Here is a 16,782-nt window from a genome sequence, read left to right on the forward strand (position 1 = left end):
AAGGAAGGGCGGGGCGCACCCGCGCTCCGCCCCGGTATTCGTTAGTCAAGCGACTTGCGCCCGGCCAGCACTTCGTCGGCGAGGTCCGAGGACGACTGGATAAGCTGTCCGAATTCCTTGGCGGGGAGATACCCGGCATCAAGGCCGATTTTGTTGAATTTTTCGATGACTTCGGGGTCCTTCATGGCCTTTTCGATGAGGGGTTCGAGCGCGGCGATGCGATCGTCCTTGACCTTGCTGGACACCACGAGGCCGTGCCACGCGCCGAGATCGATCCACTTCTCGTCCGCGGGGGTCATCTTGTCGGCGTACAGTTCGCGGAAGGTTGGCGTATTGGGCAGATCGGCGCGGCGTTCCTTGCGGGAGATGGCGATGACGTTGAAGTCGCCGGAGTTGGCATAAGGCAGAATGTTGGCCGGGACCTGGAAGCCGGCGGTGATGTGCTTGCCGAGCAGGGCGGTGCTCACTTCATGGCCGCTGGTATAGGCGGTATGGCGGATCTTGAGATCGCCGTGGAAGCGGTCGGTCAGCTTCGTCATGTACAGGCGTTGCGTGGAGATGGAGCCGGTAGTCCCGTAGACGGTCCCATCGGGGTTCTTTTCCGCGGCCTGGAGGAATTTTTCCCACGTGTCGATGCCGGAGCTCTTGTTGGTGCTCAGCACGCATTCCATGCTGGCGATGTGGGCGACGGGCTTGATGTTCTTGAGGGTATACCCCACGTTGGTCAGCTTGGGGGTGGTGGCGAGGGCGCTGAAGCCGGGGAAGGCGAGGGTATAGCCGTCGGGACGGGCGCGGAGCATTTCATTGATGCCGATGGCCTGTGCGCCGCCGGGCTTGTTCACGACGTTGATGGTGATGTTGTAGTTCTGCTGGAAGTAGTCGGCGAGGATGCGCGCCGCGATGTCGACGCCGCCTCCGGGGCCGAAGGGCACGATGATGTTGATGGGCTTGTCGTAGGGGTATTCCGCCCGGGCATCCGTGTTGCCGCCGATAAACAGGGAACAGGCGATGAGCAACGAGGCGATGATGCTTTTCTTCATGGCAACTCCATCCTTCTGATTGTGTGGGGGACATGGGCAGGGGACTGCCCCTTCCAGCGCGCCGACGGCATTGTGCCGAAAGGCTCTTGAGAGACATTATATCAAAAAATATGCCAGCCCATTTGAAGGGAAATCGCCGTTTATTGGTATATGGAAAGGGAAAAAGGCGGCATTGGCTGTAACAAAAATGTTACACTATACCATGTTTGTTAACTTTTTGTATCAATATTGTTACTCGGAATGTTCCGCATTTGTTTCCGCAAGCCCTTGAAGCTTGCGCCACAACGTCATCCGGCTGATGCCGAGAAGGTGGGCGGCCTTGCCCATATCCCCTCCGCACCGGGCGACGGCTTGCCGGATGAACCGGGCCTCTTCCCGCGCCATGTGGCTCCTGAGGGTAAGAGGCGGCGAATCCTCGGGCTCTTGGGGGAGGCTCGGCGTTATGGGGGACTCCTCCAGAGGCGGATCTTCCCATAGGGACAAAAGCAATTGTTCCCAGTCCGTCACTTCGGCCATGTGGTTGGCTACGATCGCCATGCGTTCCATGAGGCTGAGCAGTTCGCGGATGTTGCCGGGCCACGGATGGCGCAGCAGGGGACGCTCAAGCTGGGAGACGAGCAGGCTTTCCGCCGGAGGCTCGTCGAGATGTTCCCTCAGATGGGAAACGGCGAGATCCACAATATCCTCAAGCCTTTCCCTGAGTGGCGGGAGGCGCAAAGAGAGCACGTTGAGGCGGTAAAAGAGGTCCGCCCGGAACCGTTCCTCTGCCACAAGCTGGCGGAGATCCTGATGCGTGGCGCACAGGACGCGTACGTCGAGGGGGATCACCTGCGTCCCGCCCACGCGTACCAATTCCCGTTCCTGAAGCACGCGCAGCAGCCGCCCCTGAAGGGTAAGCGGCAAGTCCCCGATTTCGTCGAGGAACAGGGTTCCGGTGTGGGCCAGCTCGAACATGCCCGCCTTGCCCTGACGCCTCGCGCCGGTAAACGCGCCTTCCTCATAGCCGAAAAGTTCGCTTTCCAGCAGCCCTTCGGGGATGGCGGCACAGTTCACGGCCACGAACGGCTTGTCTTTGCGCAGGCTGGCGGCGTGGATGCTTTGGGCGAACAGTTCCTTGCCCGTGCCGGATTCCCCGCAGATGAGCAGGTTGGCGTCCGTGGAGGCGTAGAGTACGCCAAGCTCTTTGAGATGCCGCACGTGCGGGGAGCGGGTACGGATGTCCCCAAACGAGTAGCGCGTGGTAAAACCTTTTGATTTTAGTTTGTTGCGGAGCTTTGCCTCCGCTTTGTAGATGCGCCGGGCGTCGGATATGGAGCAGACCGTCCCCACGTTCTGCCCTTGGAAAAGGATGGGCACGCGGTTGATGACGAGGGTGGTGCCCCGGATGTCGTGGACGCGCCCATGTTCCGCCTTGTCGCCCGCCAGCGTGCCGGGAGAGAAGACGCCGGGCATAACGGTCCGGATGTGCTCTCCGAGGGCTTCTTTTTTCGCGCAGTTGAGGAGGGATTCCGCCGAGGGGGTGATGAGGTTCACTTTGCCCTGTGCGTCGTACACCACGATGCCTTCGTCGATGGCGTCGAGGATGGCTCCGAAGCGCGCGGTGCGCTGGCGTTCGGACCGGCGGGCGCGGGCGACGTTGACCGCCTCAAGGAGCGTCCGCTTGGCGGATATTTCGCCGTCGATGATCTCAAGCGTGGGGAACCCCGCTGCGGTGGCCCATTGGCATACGAGCGTCCCGCGTGCGACGAAGAGCTCCACGTCGGCGGGGTCCAGCTGGATGAGCCGGAGGTGCATCTCGTTTTTGGAGCCGTAAAGGTGTTCCTTGATTCTCATGCCAAGGGCTTTTTCCACGCTGGAGAGACCGGGCAGCGGGGTGGAGTACCGAAAGAACGCGACGTTGCGGACATGCCCCGCATAGGGCTGGAGCGCCTGCAGGAGATCCCATGCGGAGAAGTCGATGGGCACGACGGGTATGGAGGAATTCTGTTTGACGACGTCCACGGTGACGCCGCGGCTGAGGACGACGTCGCAGGTATCCGGGGAGAGGCGTTTCGCCGCTTCGATGGCCTCATCGAAGGCCAGATCCATGAATTTGATGCGGCAGCGCAGATCTTTGGCGACCTGTCTGAAAATCCGGGCATCGAGGCCCTTGTAGGGCGCGATGAGGGTCATTTGAAATTCGTACTGCGGGAGCATCTCTTTTCCCCGTGCGCCCTGCCTCGTTCCCCGGCGCCGGGATGTGAGGGGTAGGAACGCTTTTTGCTTATGGACGGGTGGCATCCGGGCCTGAGCCCGGTTTACAACATTCAACACAAAGGAACCTGTTATGCGATTCAAGACACTGTTTGCAGTATGCGCGCTTTTCGGCAGCCTGTTTCAGTCGTCGCCCTCCCTGTCCGAAACCCTCCGTACGGCATGGCTTGGCGAGCACGAGGCGTTTTTGACATGGTACGCAAAGGAAAAAGGCTGGGACAAGGAAGCCGGATTGGACATCATCATGCTCCGGTTCGATTCCGGCAAGAGCCTCATCGAAAACGTCAGGGCCTACGATTGGGCCATCGCCGGTTGCGGGGCGGTTCCCGCCATGCAGGCCACCATGAGCGATCAGGTGGAAGTGATTGCCATCGCCAACGACGAATCTTCGGCCAACATGATCCTGACCCGCCCCGATAGCCCGATCCTTGCGGAAAAGGGATTCAATCCCGATTTCCCGAATGTCTTCGGGACGCCCGAATCCGTCAAGGGCAAGCTCATCCTGTGCCCCAAAAAAACGTCGGCCCGCTATCTGCTCGACAAATGGCTCGCCGCGCTCGGGCTTGAGGAGAAGGACGTCAAGATCGAGGAACTGGAACCGACACCCGCCCTCGGCGCGTTCAAGAACGGGTACGGCGATATCCTCGCCGTCTGGTCGCCGTTCACCCGCGAGGCCGAAACGCTCGGGTTCAAAGTCGCGGCGCATTCGCAGGATTGCGGTGCAACGCAGCCCGTGCTCCTTGTCGCGGATCGCGCGTTCACGGAAAAGAATCCGGACGCCGTGCGTGCGTTTTTGAAAGTCTACCTGCGGGTTGTGGATGAGATCAAGGCGCAGGGCCCGGAAACATTGGCTCCAGCCTATGTCCGCTTCGCGGAGGCGTGGATGGGCAAAAAGTTTTCCGAGGCCGACGCCATTGCCGAACTGCGGGAACATCCCGTCTTTTCGCTGGAGGAGCAGCTTGCCCTGTTCGGGGAAGATGGGGAAAGCCCGCTGAAGGCATGGCTGGCCGAGATTGCGGCCTTTTCCGAGAAGATGAATCCCGACACGGCGCATCGGCACGCCACGCCCGAAGCCGTCTCGGACCGCTTCCTCAAGGCGCTCAAGTAATCCTCCGAAGACATGGGAAGAAGGCTTTTGCGGCGTTTCCGCAGAGGGCTTTCGGATGCGGCGATTCCGTTTCACCCGGCTTTCCGGCGTTTTTACCCGGAACCGTGTGAAACGGCAACAGAAACGCAATGGGGACTGCCTCTTTCCCGCTACACCAGCGTGAAAACGCCTCCCACCCTGGTCCAGGGGCGGGAGGCGTTTTCATGTGTGGGGCTCAATGGAAAAACTTTTCCCGTATAGGGAGGATGCCCCCGTTTCCCCATCCGGAGAGGGAAAGAGCCCGGAGGGGCATTCCGGGCTCGGCAGGTCCGGATGGAAGGGGTTACTTCCAGAGGGGCTTGCCGCAGGCCTTCAGGTAGGCGTTGATGGTTTCCTTGCCGCCTACGAAGTCGGCCATTTCAGGCCAGACCTTTTCCATCGCGGCCTTTTTCCACACGTCTTCGTCTTCCAGCTGCGAGACTTGGAGGCCGTTGTCGATGAGGTATTTCTTGGCCGCGTCAGCTTGCTCGATCTGGTACTTGAGCACTTTTTCCTGCGCGTATTTACCCGCATCTATCAGCAGTTTCTGCATTTCGGGGGTCATCTTCTTGAAGACGCGCTCGCTGATGACCAGAGGCTGGAGCTGATAGGTGTAATGGACTTCGGTGAGGTATTTCTGGTTGGCTTCATTGAACTTATTGGCCTTGAAGCCGATGTAGCCGTAGCACTGGCCGTCCACGACGCCCTGCTGAAGCGCGGTGAAGGTTTCGGCCCAGGAGATAGGGGTCGGGCTGCCGCCGAAGGCTTTATAAGCGGCGATCAGCACGGCGCTCTGGGGCACGCGGAACTTCAGGCCCTGCATGTCGGCCATCTTGGTGATGGGGCGCTTGGCATTGGAGATGTAGCGGAAGTCCGTATAGGTCCACGTAAGGATACGGAATCCTGATTTTGTGGCATAGCTGTTCAACAATTCCGCAGGAGCGCTGTTGGTGCCCGTTACCACTTCGTCTATGTTGGAGAACAGGTAGGGCAGGGTCAGCAGGCCGAGTTTTTTCTCGAAAGGCACGAGGTTGGCTATGCCGGCCATCGCCATGGGCAGCGTGCCTTTCTGCACGTTGCGGAGGCATTCGCTTTCGTCGCCGAGAGAGCCGCTGTAGAAGCACTGGATCTCGACGTCACCTTTCGTCTTTTCTTCGATGTATTCCTTAAAGGCATTGCCGACCACGCCCATTTCGGAATCTTCAGGATCACCAGCGGCGATTTTCAATGTCTGGCTCGGGGCAGCGGAGGCATAGCCGGTCGACAAGAGCAGGATCATAAGCAGCAGGGACAGGATCTTTGGGCATTTCATCGAGTTTCTCTTCCTTGATGTAAGGGGTTAGAGGCTTGCGACTCACCGTTGGATCATTTTCTTGATGTATCACCTCCCAGGGGAATCGCCGCAAATAATGGGCGACGGGTTGTTTGTGAACGAAAAAAATGTTGGTTTTTTGACATATTCCATGTAATTTCAATAATAAATAATATATATGAGTCAAAATTGATATTTTTATATAAATATAAATAAAAAAATTGAGCATAATTATATATAAAATATACATAATTATGGAAACTACATATATTTTTATAGTATTTTAAGATAATTATGAATATTAATATATAAGCATTCGGTATAATAAAATATTTTTGTTGTCATAGATATATCAGATTCGTATAAGGTTGTCTACAAGCGACATGATAAAAAAATGGCAAGGACGTCATACGTCCCTGAAATAGTGCTCATACATACGGGGCAATCCGCATGTAGGGCATGAGCGTGTGCGGCCCCCGAAGAGGATGTTGATCCGCTGAAAAAGAGAAAGGCCGCGGTGTGATCCGGTAAAATCGAGCTGGATATATGGGGACGGAGGGAGGAAAAGGGGAAGGCTGGGCAGCACCGCGCGGGGGCTGGCGTTTTCAGGGAAAAAATGTTCGTATGCTGACGGTTGCGCGTACGCCCGGAGAGGCGCTCCGCAGCCCTACGAACAACGCTTTCCGGCGTCCCGCGAAGGCCGCCGCACACGCATCAGGAGGGCAGGATGCCGTCTTACGAAGAAGTCCGTTACCATTTCAACCATCATGATCCGTTCGCCCGGCATATGGGCATCGAGCTCCTCGAAGTCGGGTCTGAGCATGGCGTGGCGATCATGCCGCTGGACGAGCGCCACCGCAACGGCATGGGCCACGCGCACGGCGGGGCCATTTTCGCGCTGGTGGACATGACGTTCGCCACGGTTTCCAATGCCGCCGGGCTCTATTGCGTCAACGCCCAGACGAACATTTCCTACCTCGAGCCGGGGCGCATCGGCCCCCTGCGCGGCGAAGCCCGCAAGATCCGCTCAGGCCGGAATCTGGGGACCTATGACGTCCGCATCACCGATTCGGACGGGACGCTGGTCGCCATCGCCACCGTCACCGGGTTTATGACCAAATACCCCATTCAGCCGAAAGGCGCATAGCGCTACAGAGGGTGCGCCGACAACGGAGCAGCCCGTTCCCGAGCATGTGGGACGGGTTTTGTCGTGTCTGGCTTCCAGAAATGAAAAAGGCGGGAGTTCCCCGCCTTTTCCGGTTTGGCCGCCGCTACGGGTTATTTGTGCCCTTCCATGCGGGGCTGGGCTTGATCCTGCCCGAGCTGGGAGTAGGCTTCGAGAAAATCCGCCGCGTTGACCGCTCCCGTGGCGAAGGACTTCATGGCTTCGTCGTGCAGCAGTTCCAGCACTTCGCGCTTGATGTCCACGTATTCGGGCATGGCCATCATGTCGAAGGTGCGCGGGCGGGGCAGGTTGACGTCCATGACCTTCTTGACCTGGCAAGGCTGATTCGTCAGCACGACCAGACGGTCGGCAAGGAAAATGCCTTCCTCCAGCTCGGAGGTGACGAACAGGTTGGTCCCCCGGTGCTCCTCAAAAAGGCGCACGTAGTATTCCTGCATGAGGGCGCGGGTCATGGCGTCCAGACCGCGGAAGGGCTCGTCCATCATCATGACCTTCGGCTGGTTGATCATGGCGCGGACCAGTTCGGCGCGGCGCTGCATACCGCCCGAGAGCTGCGAGGGGTACTTGCTGCGGAAATCCTCGAGGCCGACCATTTCCAGCAGCTTCATGGTTGTGTTTTCGAGGTCCTTGCCGCTCAGCTCGCCGCGCACGCGGGGGCCGTAGCTGACGTTTTCGAACACGGTCATCCACGGGAACAGCGCGGTCTCCTGAAACACGACCAGACGGTCGGGTCCGGGGCCGGAGACTTTTTCCCCGTCAATGAGGATGCTGCCCGCGTCGGGCGTCTCATAGCCCGCCAGCATGTTGATGAGCGCCGACTTGCCGCAGCCCGACGGCCCGATGAGGACGGTGAGCTTGCTTTTTTCCAGCGTGAAGGAACAATCCTTGATGACTTCCTTATGCAGGGGGCCGATGCCGTAGCCTTTGCAGAGGTCGGCGATCTGCATTTCGCCGTATCCCATACCGATGTCGCTCATGGTCGCCTCTCTTTAGAATGTACGCAGCCACGGGGTCATGCGGGCGCCCGCGAAGCGGATGATGGCCGAACAGACGTATCCGGCTATGCCGATGCTCATCATGCCGATGATGATGACCGGGAATTCGCCCGCAACGTAGGCGCTCCACGTCAGGTAGCCGAGGCCGGTGCGGCTGGCGATCATTTCGGCGGCGACCACGACGGCCCACGTCACGCCCATGCCGACGGTCATGCCGACGACGATGCTCGGAAGGCTGCCGGGAAGCAGGATGTGCCAGAACATGTCGGAACGCGAGGAACCGAGGGAGCGGGCGGCCCGCAGGTAGCGGGCGTCGATGCTGCGCACGCCGTCCACGATGTTGATCACGACGATGAAGAACGCCCCGAGGAAGGTAACGAAGACCATGCTCATTTCAGGGGTGGGCCAGAAGATGACCGCGACCGGAACCCACGCCAGCGGCGGAACCGGGCGCATGATTTCGAACACAGGATAGATGAGGCTGTGCGCCGTCTTGCTGGCCCCGAGGAGCAGGCCCAGCGGGATGCCGATGGCCTGCGCGAGGACGAAGCCGCCCACGATGCGCATCATGCTGTCGCGCCACGAGATCCAGTAGAAGGCGTCGGTAAGCTGCTTGCCCATGGAGCCGATGACGGACGAGGGCGCGGGGACGTTGCCGATGATAGGCACGTGCAGGCGGGTGCAGATTTCCCAAACGACGGTGAACACGATGATGGATATGATGCCGCGCCGCGCGGTTGCGCTGCACAGGCTCTTTTTGATCGACGACATGGTGTCTCCTTCGGTTACATTTCCCGTTCGCCGGCCTTGAATGCCTTGAGGGCTTCCTCATGGACGGCGGAGATGCATTCTTCCTTCAGCCGCGTGTAGGTCGGCGAGGACAGCACGCGGAAGTCGCGGGGGCGGGGGATGTCCACGTCGAGGATCTTTTTGATGGTCGCGGGGCGGGTGGTCATGATGTAGACCTTGCTCCCGAGGAAGATGGCCTCTTCAAGGTCGTGCGTGATGAAGAAGACGGTGGTCTTGCTCCTATCGTACACCTGAAGCAGGAACTGGTGCACCACGGTCTTGGTCAGGGCGTCCATGGCCCGGAACGGCTCGTCGAGCAGGAGCACGCGGGGGTTGTTCATCATGGCCCGGGCGATTTCCACGCGGCGGCGCATACCCGAGGAGATTTCGCTCGGGTAGTTGTTCTCGATGCCCATGAGGCCCATTTGGCCGAGCATCTCCATGGCCTTGTCCTCCGCCTCTTCCTTGCGCATGGCCTTCTGGACGATGGGCCCGAAGGTGACGTTCTCAAGCACGGTGAACCATGGGAACAGCGCGCCGTTCTGGAAGACCACGATGCGGTCGGAGCCGGGCTGCGCCTGCTTGTCGGCGGAGCAGAGCACTTCGCCGTCGAGGAGGATTTCTCCGCTGCTGATGCTGTGGAAGCCCGCGATGGCGTTGAGGAGGGTTGTTTTGCCGCATCCCGAAGGGCCGACGACCACGCAGAACTCGCCGGGGGCGATGTCCATGGTGCAGCGGTCCACGGCAAGGACCTTGGCGCCGTCGGGATCGTATATCTTGCTGACGTTGTTGATCTGGATGTGCCCGCGCGTGGGCGTTTCGTTGCCGCTCATCGTACTTCCTCCCTGACCTTCCACTGCATGAGGCGGTTGCCTATCATACGGATGAGCAAGCTGCTCAACGAGCCGATGACGCCGAGCGTGATCATGGCGATGATGATCACGGGGTATTGCACCAGCATAAACGAGTTCCAGATGAGGTAGCCGAGGCCGTATTCGCCCGCGAGCATTTCGCCCGCGACCAGCGAGAACCACGCGTACCCCATGCTGATCTGAAGGCCGGTGAAGATGAACGGCATGGCGCCCGGCAGGATGACCTTGAAGAATACGTCGCGGGGCCGTGCGCCGAGTGAGCGGGCCGCGCGGAAATAGGATTCGTCGATGGACTCCACGCCGAGCAGGGTGTTGAGCACCGTGGCGAAGTAGGAACCGAGGAACGTCAGGAACACGATGGACGCCTCACGTCCGGGCCACATCAGGATCGCCAGCGGGACCCATGCCAGCATGGGGATGGGGCGCAGGGTTTCGAGCAGCGGGAAGGAGTAGTCCTTGAACGTCTTGTTCCAGCCCATGAACAGGCCGGTGGGCACGCCGAGGAGCGTGGCGAGCATGAAGGCCTGGAATACGCGCCAGACGCTGATGCCGATGTGGGCGTAATAGTCGCTGGTATAGATGGAGATCCCGTAGATGGGGTCTTTGGAGACCCATTCCTGGAAGCTGGCCACGGGGCCGGGGAGCTTTTCAAAATAGGGCAGCTGGAAATATTCCGTCGTCAGGTACCAGAAGAGTACGAAGGCCACCAGACCGAGCGCGTTCAGGTATGGGGTCGGACTCTTCAGCCAGAGTTTCGTATTCGCCAGCGTCACTTCCCAGGCGCTTGGGCCTTTGGTCGTCTGGCGTTGCATGATGGCTTGGCTCATGGGGTTCCCCTCGGGGTTGGGGTGGGTTCAGCTTTGTGAAAAGCCCGTTTGAGGCGCAGGGGCTGAGACGCCGCCCTCAGGGGAGGGCCCGCCGCAAACGGTTTTCGTTGCGGTTCCGCTCCGGCGGGGAACGGAACCGCTGGGACCGGTTAGTTCTTGAAGGGGCAGTCGGCCGCCTTGGCACCCTTGATCACGCCGAGGGCGGCGTCGGGGCTGGCGGGAGCGTATCCGGCTTCCTTGAAGACTTCGCGGGCGAGCGTGTCGTCGACGGTGCCGTCGGGGAGCTTTTCCATGCTGATGATCTTGGACTTGAAGAGGAAGGGCGCGACTTCAACGATGTTGGCGTTTTCACGGTCGCCGAAATAGAAGTTCTTCCATTCGCGGACGGGGTCGGAACTGTCGGAGGGGACGAGGCCGTAGATGGAGTACCACAGCACGTTCTTCGGGATGCCGGTGGCGTACTTGGAAACCATATTGATGACGTTTTCCCAGTTGGCGGGATCGAGCATGTAGCGCTGTGCTTCGAGTTCGGCGCGCAGGTAGCCCTTGGCCACGTCGCGGTGGTTCTTCACAAAGTCGGCGCGCATGTTCAGGATGCCGAGGTCGGGGTTGTCGCAGGCGCTGCCGTCGGCCACGATGCGGGCGGTGCCTTCGCCTACGTCAGTGGCGATACGGGACAGGGTGGGCTCCCACAGGGAGGCGGCGTCGATCTTGCCGATGCGGAAGTTGGTGGCGATGACTTCGATGGACTGGTTCAGGTATTCGCCCGGCTTCACGTTATACTTTTCAAAGAAACGGCGGAGGTACTGGTCGGACGCGCTGCCCTTGGGGGCGGCGATGATCTTGCCGTCGAGCCAGCGGGCGACTTCTTCGTTGCTCTTGAATTCGGGGGCGTCCTTGCGGACCACGACGAGCGAGCAGCGGGTGCCCTTGGACATGCCGAGGGTGGCGACCATCTTGATTTCCGCCTGCTTCGGCTTGGAGCAGAGGATGGTGGCGGGCATGACGCTCATGTAGCCGACCTGCGCCTTGTTCGCCAGCATGTTGTTGGCGACGACGGTGCCTTGCAGGGCGGGCTGAAATTCGATTTCCGTACCGGCGGGGGTATACTTCTTCCAGAGCCCCAGTTCGGCGTTGACGATGGCCTGATAGGAGATGGTGTCATAGGGCTGGAAGCCGACGACGAACTTTTCCGCAGCGGCGGGGGAGGCGAGCAGACCGAGGGAGAGCGCGAGCGTTCCGAGAAGAGACTTGATCTTCATGGCTGTTTCCTGTCGTAAAGCGTCACAGTGTGGATGCGGGGCATCCGGGACGTACCGCGTTCTTCCGCCAGGCGGCCAGCCTGAGGCGAAGGGACGAGCGCCGAGAGACGGAGGCTTTGCGGAAAAGCCCGTCGGGCGGAACGGCACATCCGGACCGGAATCGACATGGGAAAACAAGGCGCGTGGAGGGAACGGCCCCCAAGAGGAGACGAAAGGCCGTTCCCGGTCCGCTAGGCGGACGCGGGGGGAGGCAGGGGAAAGGCGACGAGGCCGCGCCAAGAGGGGAGGAGGGCCGAGACGGCTTCACTGAGCCGGACAGGAGGTTCCGGCTGAAGCATGGGGGAAAGTCCGCTCAGGGCAAAGGGCGGCTGAGAACCGCGGGTCTTCTTCTGAAACGATTTCTCGGCAGGCGCTGGGAGCTCGTCCGGCTGGCCTTTGAGCACAGCGGGCAGCCGGTTGTCCAGCAACTCGGCGGCGGGAGCCATTTCCGCATGATGGGTGGGGCGTACGTTCAGTTCCCTTTCCGCTCCCGCGAGCAACATCCCGCCCGCCGCGAACAGGAGCAACGCGGCGACCTGCACGAACACCGTGCGGAAAAGCGAGAGTCTTTCGGAAGCGTATCGCATACATCATTCCCTTGTTCAGAAGACGCCTGAACGGTTGGGCTGTATGGGGACTATGGACGCCTGTGCCTCAAAGGACTTTGTTCCTGTGAGAACAAGAGAGCACGTTTTTCGAGTGGGTGTCAATGGGCTTTGGCAGGCATATGCATAGGTTAGGAGCTTTAACGTACTCATTCTGAGAGGTATAAAAGCAATAGCGGCGCTTCACCATAAGGGGTATAAGGCATATGGATTATCAATCAAATCATATGAATAAAATGAGGTAACTTTTTGTATACATTCGACAAAAATCATTTACGAATTGGAAATTTTTTTTGATCTGCCGTGCCGACTGTATGGGGATTGGAATTATCATTTTATATTATATTGATATTTATAGTGAAAATATTTTGTGAATAAAAAGGCATGTGCTCCCGCGAGCAGGTCCTGCCAGTTCTAATCCGTTTGGGTACGCGGAAATACAGCTTTCCGCACACCGCGAGGCGGCAAACATGGGTTGGGGGCCGCAAATGAAGGCGATTTGAAAAAAGAGAGCGGAGCACCGGACGGGAAAGCCTTTCGTGTAGCCGAGGGAACGGGATTGGAACCCGCATATACGGGAGGCTAGTTGTATCACATATCCGCCAGCGCATGGCAGCGTACGGAACGCTGCCCGATTCATTATGGAACCTGCTGCATGTGAATGTGCTCTCATAGGGGAAGGCTCTTGGGCGGTTTCCCAAGAACCGCATGGAGAAACAGCCCTCCCTTGAGGCGGGAAGGCTGTCCGTTCATAGCGGAACACCCCGTCCGCGCTAAGCTTGTTCCTGGGTATCCGTTTGCTGCGGGTACAGCCACGTCTGGAGCATGGAACAGATCTGCTCGATGTCCACAGGCTTGCCCAAATGCCCATTCATACCGGAACACAGGGAGCGCTCGACGTCTTCCGCAAAGACGCTGGCGGACAGTGCGAAAATGGGGATGCTGGCGGCGTCTTCACGGGGCAGCGCACGGATGGTCCGGGCCGCGTCAAGGCCATCCATGATCGGCATTTGTATATCCATGAGGATCGCGGCGTATTCCCCCGGAGCGGAACGCTCAAACAGGTCCACGGCCACCTTGCCGTTCTCGGCGTGGACGACCCTCAGGTTTATGTAGCCAAGCAGATTTTCAAGGACTTCAGCATTCAATCCGTCATCTTCGGCAAGGAGGAGCGTCTCTCCACGGAAGAGACAGCGCTCCTCCGCGTTTTCTCCGGCTGTATCGTGTTTTTCTGCCGTTTCGGTGCGCTCCAGAGGGATATCCACGGTGAAGCGCGTTCCCTTGCCCAGTTCGCTGTCCACAGCGATGGAGCCTCCCATCAAAGCAGTCAGGTTGCCGATAATGGCAAGCCCCAGCCCGCTCCCCGACCTTTTCCGCCGGGGGGCGGCATCTTGCTCGAAGGGGAGGAACATCCGTTTCTGGAAGGCATTGCTCATGCCGATCCCGTTGTCTGAGACGATGAAGCGCACAGTCTCCTGCCGCCCCGTACGCCGTAACGATTCGACGCGGAGGGTCACTTTCCCGTTTTCATCCACGAATTTAAGGGCGTTGGATAAAAGGTTCATCAGTATCTGCTTGAGCCGCATGGGATCGCCGACATACATCCGTCCGACGCGGGGATCGACGGACGTTTCGAAAACAATGCCCTTGGCTGTGGCGCTGCTGGAGGTGAACAGCGTCACATCGTCAATGATCCCAGCAAGATCAAATGGTTCTGAGGCCAATTGCATCTTGCCGCTTTCGATTTTGGAAACGTCAAGGATGTCATTGACCAAGGAAAGCTGGAACTGGGAGGCGAGGGCTATTTTGTCTATGCATTCGTTGAGGCGTTCAGGATCGCCGGCGTTCTTTTTGGCGATTGCGGTCAGGCCTATGATGGCGCTCATGGGCGTGCGGATATCATGGGACATGCGTGACAAGAAAACGCTTTTGGCCCGATTGGCTTCTTCGGCCTGCTCTTTTTTGCGGTTGATTTGGAACGTGGCTCCGCCGATGCCGAGCACGCCGATAAACCCGATCAAGCCGAATGTCAGCCCAACCATACTGTTGCGTTGCTCAACCGAGGCAAGGATGGGAAAGGCGGAAATGGATACGCTGATGCCGCCGAGCACGTCCCCGATTTTGTTTCTCTGATGGCATTGCAGGCAGCTTTCCTCCGCCCGCAGCGGTGCCATATAACGGTAATACGCACCCCTCCGTCCCGGAACAAGCTGAAACCGCTCGGTCTTTCCCGCATCGAAGTCGAGCAGGGCACTCGTTTCCCATTGGTCGGGGCGGTTTTGCGGGCGTTTGGGGGACAAGCCGCAAATATGGAAGTTCATCGTCTTGGACTGGAAGCGTTCCGCGATTTGCCGGGTCATATAGGCTGGATTGAACCTGACAAGCCGCCGCCCGTCCGCGGTGAGGAGCGTGCGCTGATCTTCGGGAAGCCACGGGTTGGGCTGGCAATTGGGCTGTTCGGTGGCCCAGACGCCGCCCCGGTCGGCATTCCAGCCGCGTGTATTCACGATGCTGGAAAAGAGGGTCCTGGTCTGGATCTGCGCCAGCTCTGTGGCATTTTCATCTTCACGCTGCACGGTCCATTGAAAAAGCGCGAAGAGCAGAAGGCACCAGAGCAAGCTCAACAGGAGAGGAAGTCGCAGCACATGCCAGCGTAGAGCAATCATCTGTTTTTCCTAGCTGTGAAAGGCGGATGCCTTCTATTGTTTGAAAAATCTTTTTTATTGTATGTCCACCTTCCCATCAGATCAAGGCGGAATAAAGAATAGAGTGTTCTGTTTTATTTAACATTTTATTGTAAATAACATTGAATACGATAAATGGCATGGATGGCATATCGGACGGAACGGATATGATCGTTACGTATTGCCAAGGGCAAGAAGCAGCACTTTGCAAGCGGTATTTTTGCCGCATCGTCTGAAATCCCCTATTTTTTGCGAAAAGAAAATCTTGATCCGCTTCCCGGCACGCTTCTCATTGCCGTCTATGCCGCTGGGCACTACTCTGCGTGTAACCCTCCGAATGGCATATCGTTTATTTCTACGAGGAGGGGCTGGACAACACCTTTTTATCATTCCCTGCAAGGAGTCCCTTATGCCCGCAGCATCTTCCCGTTCGCCTCATCTGACGAAGGCGACGAAAGCGTTTGTCGACGCCATCACCGCTGAAAACAATCCGCCTCTGTATACCCTTCCGCCCCAGGCCGCCCGAAGGATTCTGGCGGACGCGCAGGCCAAACCGATCAAGAAACTCGCGATGGACATGCATGACGAAGATTTGCCCGTAGGGCCCACGGGTAAGGTCCCAACCCGGTTCATCCGGCCCGAAGGGGCTGGCGGAAAGCTGCCGATCGTTTTTTACTTCCACGGCGGCGGCTGGATCCTGGGGGACAAGGATACGCATGATCGTCTGGTGCGCGAGCTTGCCAAAGGAGCCAAGGCCGCCGTGGTCTATCCGAACTACACGCCGTCGCCCGAGGCCCAATATCCCGTACCGCTCGAACAGGCTTATGCCGCCATGCTCTATATTATTGAACATGCCGACGCCTACGGTTTGGATCCGAGCCGGATCGCCGTGGCGGGGGACAGTGTGGGCGGCAACATGGCCACGGTGATGACGCTGCTCGCCAAAGAGCGGAAAGGGCCGGAGATTGCGTTCCAGCTTCTGCTGTACCCGGTGACGGATGCCAACTTCGATACGGAATCGTACCGTACCTTCGCCGAGGGCCCTTGGCTGACCCGCGAAGCCATGAAATGGTTCTGGGATGCCTATGCCCCGGACGCGCGCCGCCGCGGCGAGATCACCGCCTCCCCGTTGAGGGCCACGCCGGAACAGCTCGCCGGGCTTCCCCCGGCCATGATCATCACGGCGGAAAACGACGTGCTGCGCGATGAGGGCGAGGCCTACGCCCGCAAGCTGATCGAGGCCGGAGTGCATGTGGCCTGCGTGCGTTACAACAACACGCATCATGATTTTATGATGCTGAACGCCCTTGCGGAAACGACGCCGACACGCGCCGCCGTGGCGCAGGCCGCCGCCGCGCTCAAGAAAATGTTGCACTGATTCGAGTGACGGCTGTGCCCCCGGCCGGAGCCCATCGGCCGCCGGAATGAGGCGCCCGTAACGGAAATGTTGCGGGCGCCTTTCCCTGTGCGCCTTCCGTCTCTGGACAGGCCCTCCGTTCATAGCTATTTTAGGGGCGGTTACTGCTTCTTCTTTTCCGGGCGCTCTCGGACGGAAGAAAGGTCTGATGAGGAGCCGTTTTTATGGTTGAACAAGACGAACTTTTGGAAATGCTTCCCTGTTCCCACTGCAAGAACGAAAAACCCCACTTGGTTTCGTGCAGGCCAGAAGGACGGACAGCGGATTTGTGGCGTGTGGAATGCCCCTGCGAGAAGGCCCCGACCCAGTGGTCCGTGTCCAAGACCGCGGCTGTCCGCCTCTGGAACAGGTATATGACCAATATGAAGGAATAGC

Annotated in this window: 14 protein-coding genes; 4 read left to right on the plus strand and 10 right to left on the minus strand. The window is 58.8% G+C overall.

The features are described from left to right. Positions 1-41 precede the first annotated feature (41 nt). Together T370_RS0102265 and T370_RS0102270 are read right to left on the minus strand one after the other, a co-directional pair. Complete coding sequence (locus T370_RS0102265) at positions 42-1,040, minus strand: tripartite tricarboxylate transporter substrate binding protein (protein WP_005028980.1); 999 nt, start codon at positions 1,038-1,040, stop codon at positions 42-44. A gap of 231 nt (positions 1,041-1,271) precedes the next feature. Beyond that, entirely contained in the window at positions 1,272-3,236 is a 1,965-nt protein-coding gene (locus T370_RS0102270) for a sigma-54-dependent Fis family transcriptional regulator (RefSeq protein WP_029434591.1), read from the minus strand. A gap of 130 nt (positions 3,237-3,366) precedes the next feature. On the opposite strand from T370_RS0102270, the gene T370_RS0102275 reads away from it, so the two are divergent. Continuing rightward, on the plus strand, positions 3,367-4,401 hold the full coding sequence (locus T370_RS0102275) for an ABC transporter substrate-binding protein (RefSeq protein ID WP_005028983.1): 1,035 nt from the start codon (positions 3,367-3,369) through the stop codon (positions 4,399-4,401). Between the two features lie 322 nt (positions 4,402-4,723). Here the strand turns inward: T370_RS0102275 and T370_RS0102280 are convergent, their stop codons facing one another. Next, on the minus strand, positions 4,724-5,731 hold the full coding sequence (locus T370_RS0102280) for a TRAP transporter substrate-binding protein (protein WP_005028987.1): 1,008 nt from the start codon (positions 5,729-5,731) through the stop codon (positions 4,724-4,726). A gap of 727 nt (positions 5,732-6,458) precedes the next feature. Between T370_RS0102280 and T370_RS0102285 the strand changes: the two genes are divergently transcribed. After that, positions 6,459-6,878 carry a PaaI family thioesterase gene (locus tag T370_RS0102285; protein WP_029434592.1) on the plus strand — a complete coding sequence of 140 codons (420 nt, stop codon included), beginning with the start codon at positions 6,459-6,461 and terminating at the stop codon, positions 6,876-6,878. Between the two features lie 131 nt (positions 6,879-7,009). On the opposite strand, the gene T370_RS0102290 is transcribed toward T370_RS0102285, so the two are convergent. The 7 genes from T370_RS0102290 to T370_RS0102320 form a co-directional block, all read right to left on the minus strand. Then, on the minus strand, positions 7,010-7,894 hold the full coding sequence (locus T370_RS0102290; RefSeq protein ID WP_029434593.1) for an ABC transporter ATP-binding protein: 885 nt from the start codon (positions 7,892-7,894) through the stop codon (positions 7,010-7,012). Between the two features lie 12 nt (positions 7,895-7,906). After that, positions 7,907-8,683 (minus strand): ABC transporter permease, encoded by a 777-nt coding sequence (locus T370_RS0102295; protein ID WP_029434594.1) that lies wholly within the window; start codon positions 8,681-8,683, stop codon positions 7,907-7,909. A gap of 14 nt (positions 8,684-8,697) precedes the next feature. Beyond that, positions 8,698-9,534 (minus strand): ABC transporter ATP-binding protein, encoded by an 837-nt coding sequence (locus T370_RS0102300; protein ID WP_029434595.1) that lies wholly within the window; start codon positions 9,532-9,534, stop codon positions 8,698-8,700. Next, positions 9,531-10,400 carry an ABC transporter permease gene (locus tag T370_RS0102305; protein WP_005028998.1) on the minus strand — a complete coding sequence of 290 codons (870 nt, stop codon included), beginning with the start codon at positions 10,398-10,400 and terminating at the stop codon, positions 9,531-9,533. Before T370_RS0102305 ends, T370_RS0102300 begins: the two co-directional genes overlap by 4 nt. A 149-nt stretch (positions 10,401-10,549) precedes the next feature. Continuing rightward, positions 10,550-11,662, minus strand: a complete 1,113-nt coding sequence (locus T370_RS0102310; RefSeq protein ID WP_029434596.1) for an ABC transporter substrate-binding protein — start codon at positions 11,660-11,662, stop codon at positions 10,550-10,552. A 230-nt stretch (positions 11,663-11,892) separates the two neighbouring features. Beyond that, positions 11,893-12,288, minus strand: a complete 396-nt coding sequence (locus T370_RS0102315) for a hypothetical protein (RefSeq protein ID WP_029434597.1) — start codon at positions 12,286-12,288, stop codon at positions 11,893-11,895. 791 nt (positions 12,289-13,079) lie between these two features. Further along, positions 13,080-14,972 (minus strand): ATP-binding protein, encoded by a 1,893-nt coding sequence (locus tag T370_RS0102320; protein WP_029434598.1) that lies wholly within the window; start codon positions 14,970-14,972, stop codon positions 13,080-13,082. A 427-nt stretch (positions 14,973-15,399) separates the two neighbouring features. Between T370_RS0102320 and T370_RS0102325 the strand changes: the two genes are divergently transcribed. Both T370_RS0102325 and T370_RS0102330 read left to right on the plus strand, forming a co-directional pair. After that, positions 15,400-16,368: an alpha/beta hydrolase gene (locus tag T370_RS0102325; protein ID WP_029434599.1), complete on the plus strand. Its 969-nt coding sequence runs from the start codon at positions 15,400-15,402 to the stop codon at positions 16,366-16,368. A 203-nt stretch (positions 16,369-16,571) separates the two neighbouring features. Then, on the plus strand, positions 16,572-16,781 hold the full coding sequence (locus T370_RS0102330; RefSeq protein WP_005029009.1) for a hypothetical protein: 210 nt from the start codon (positions 16,572-16,574) through the stop codon (positions 16,779-16,781). Position 16,782: the final 1 nt, after the last annotated feature.

Origin of the sequence: Bilophila wadsworthia ATCC 49260 (genome assembly GCF_000701705.1) — a bacterium.
Lineage (GTDB): Bacteria > Desulfobacterota > Desulfovibrionia > Desulfovibrionales > Desulfovibrionaceae > Bilophila > Bilophila wadsworthia.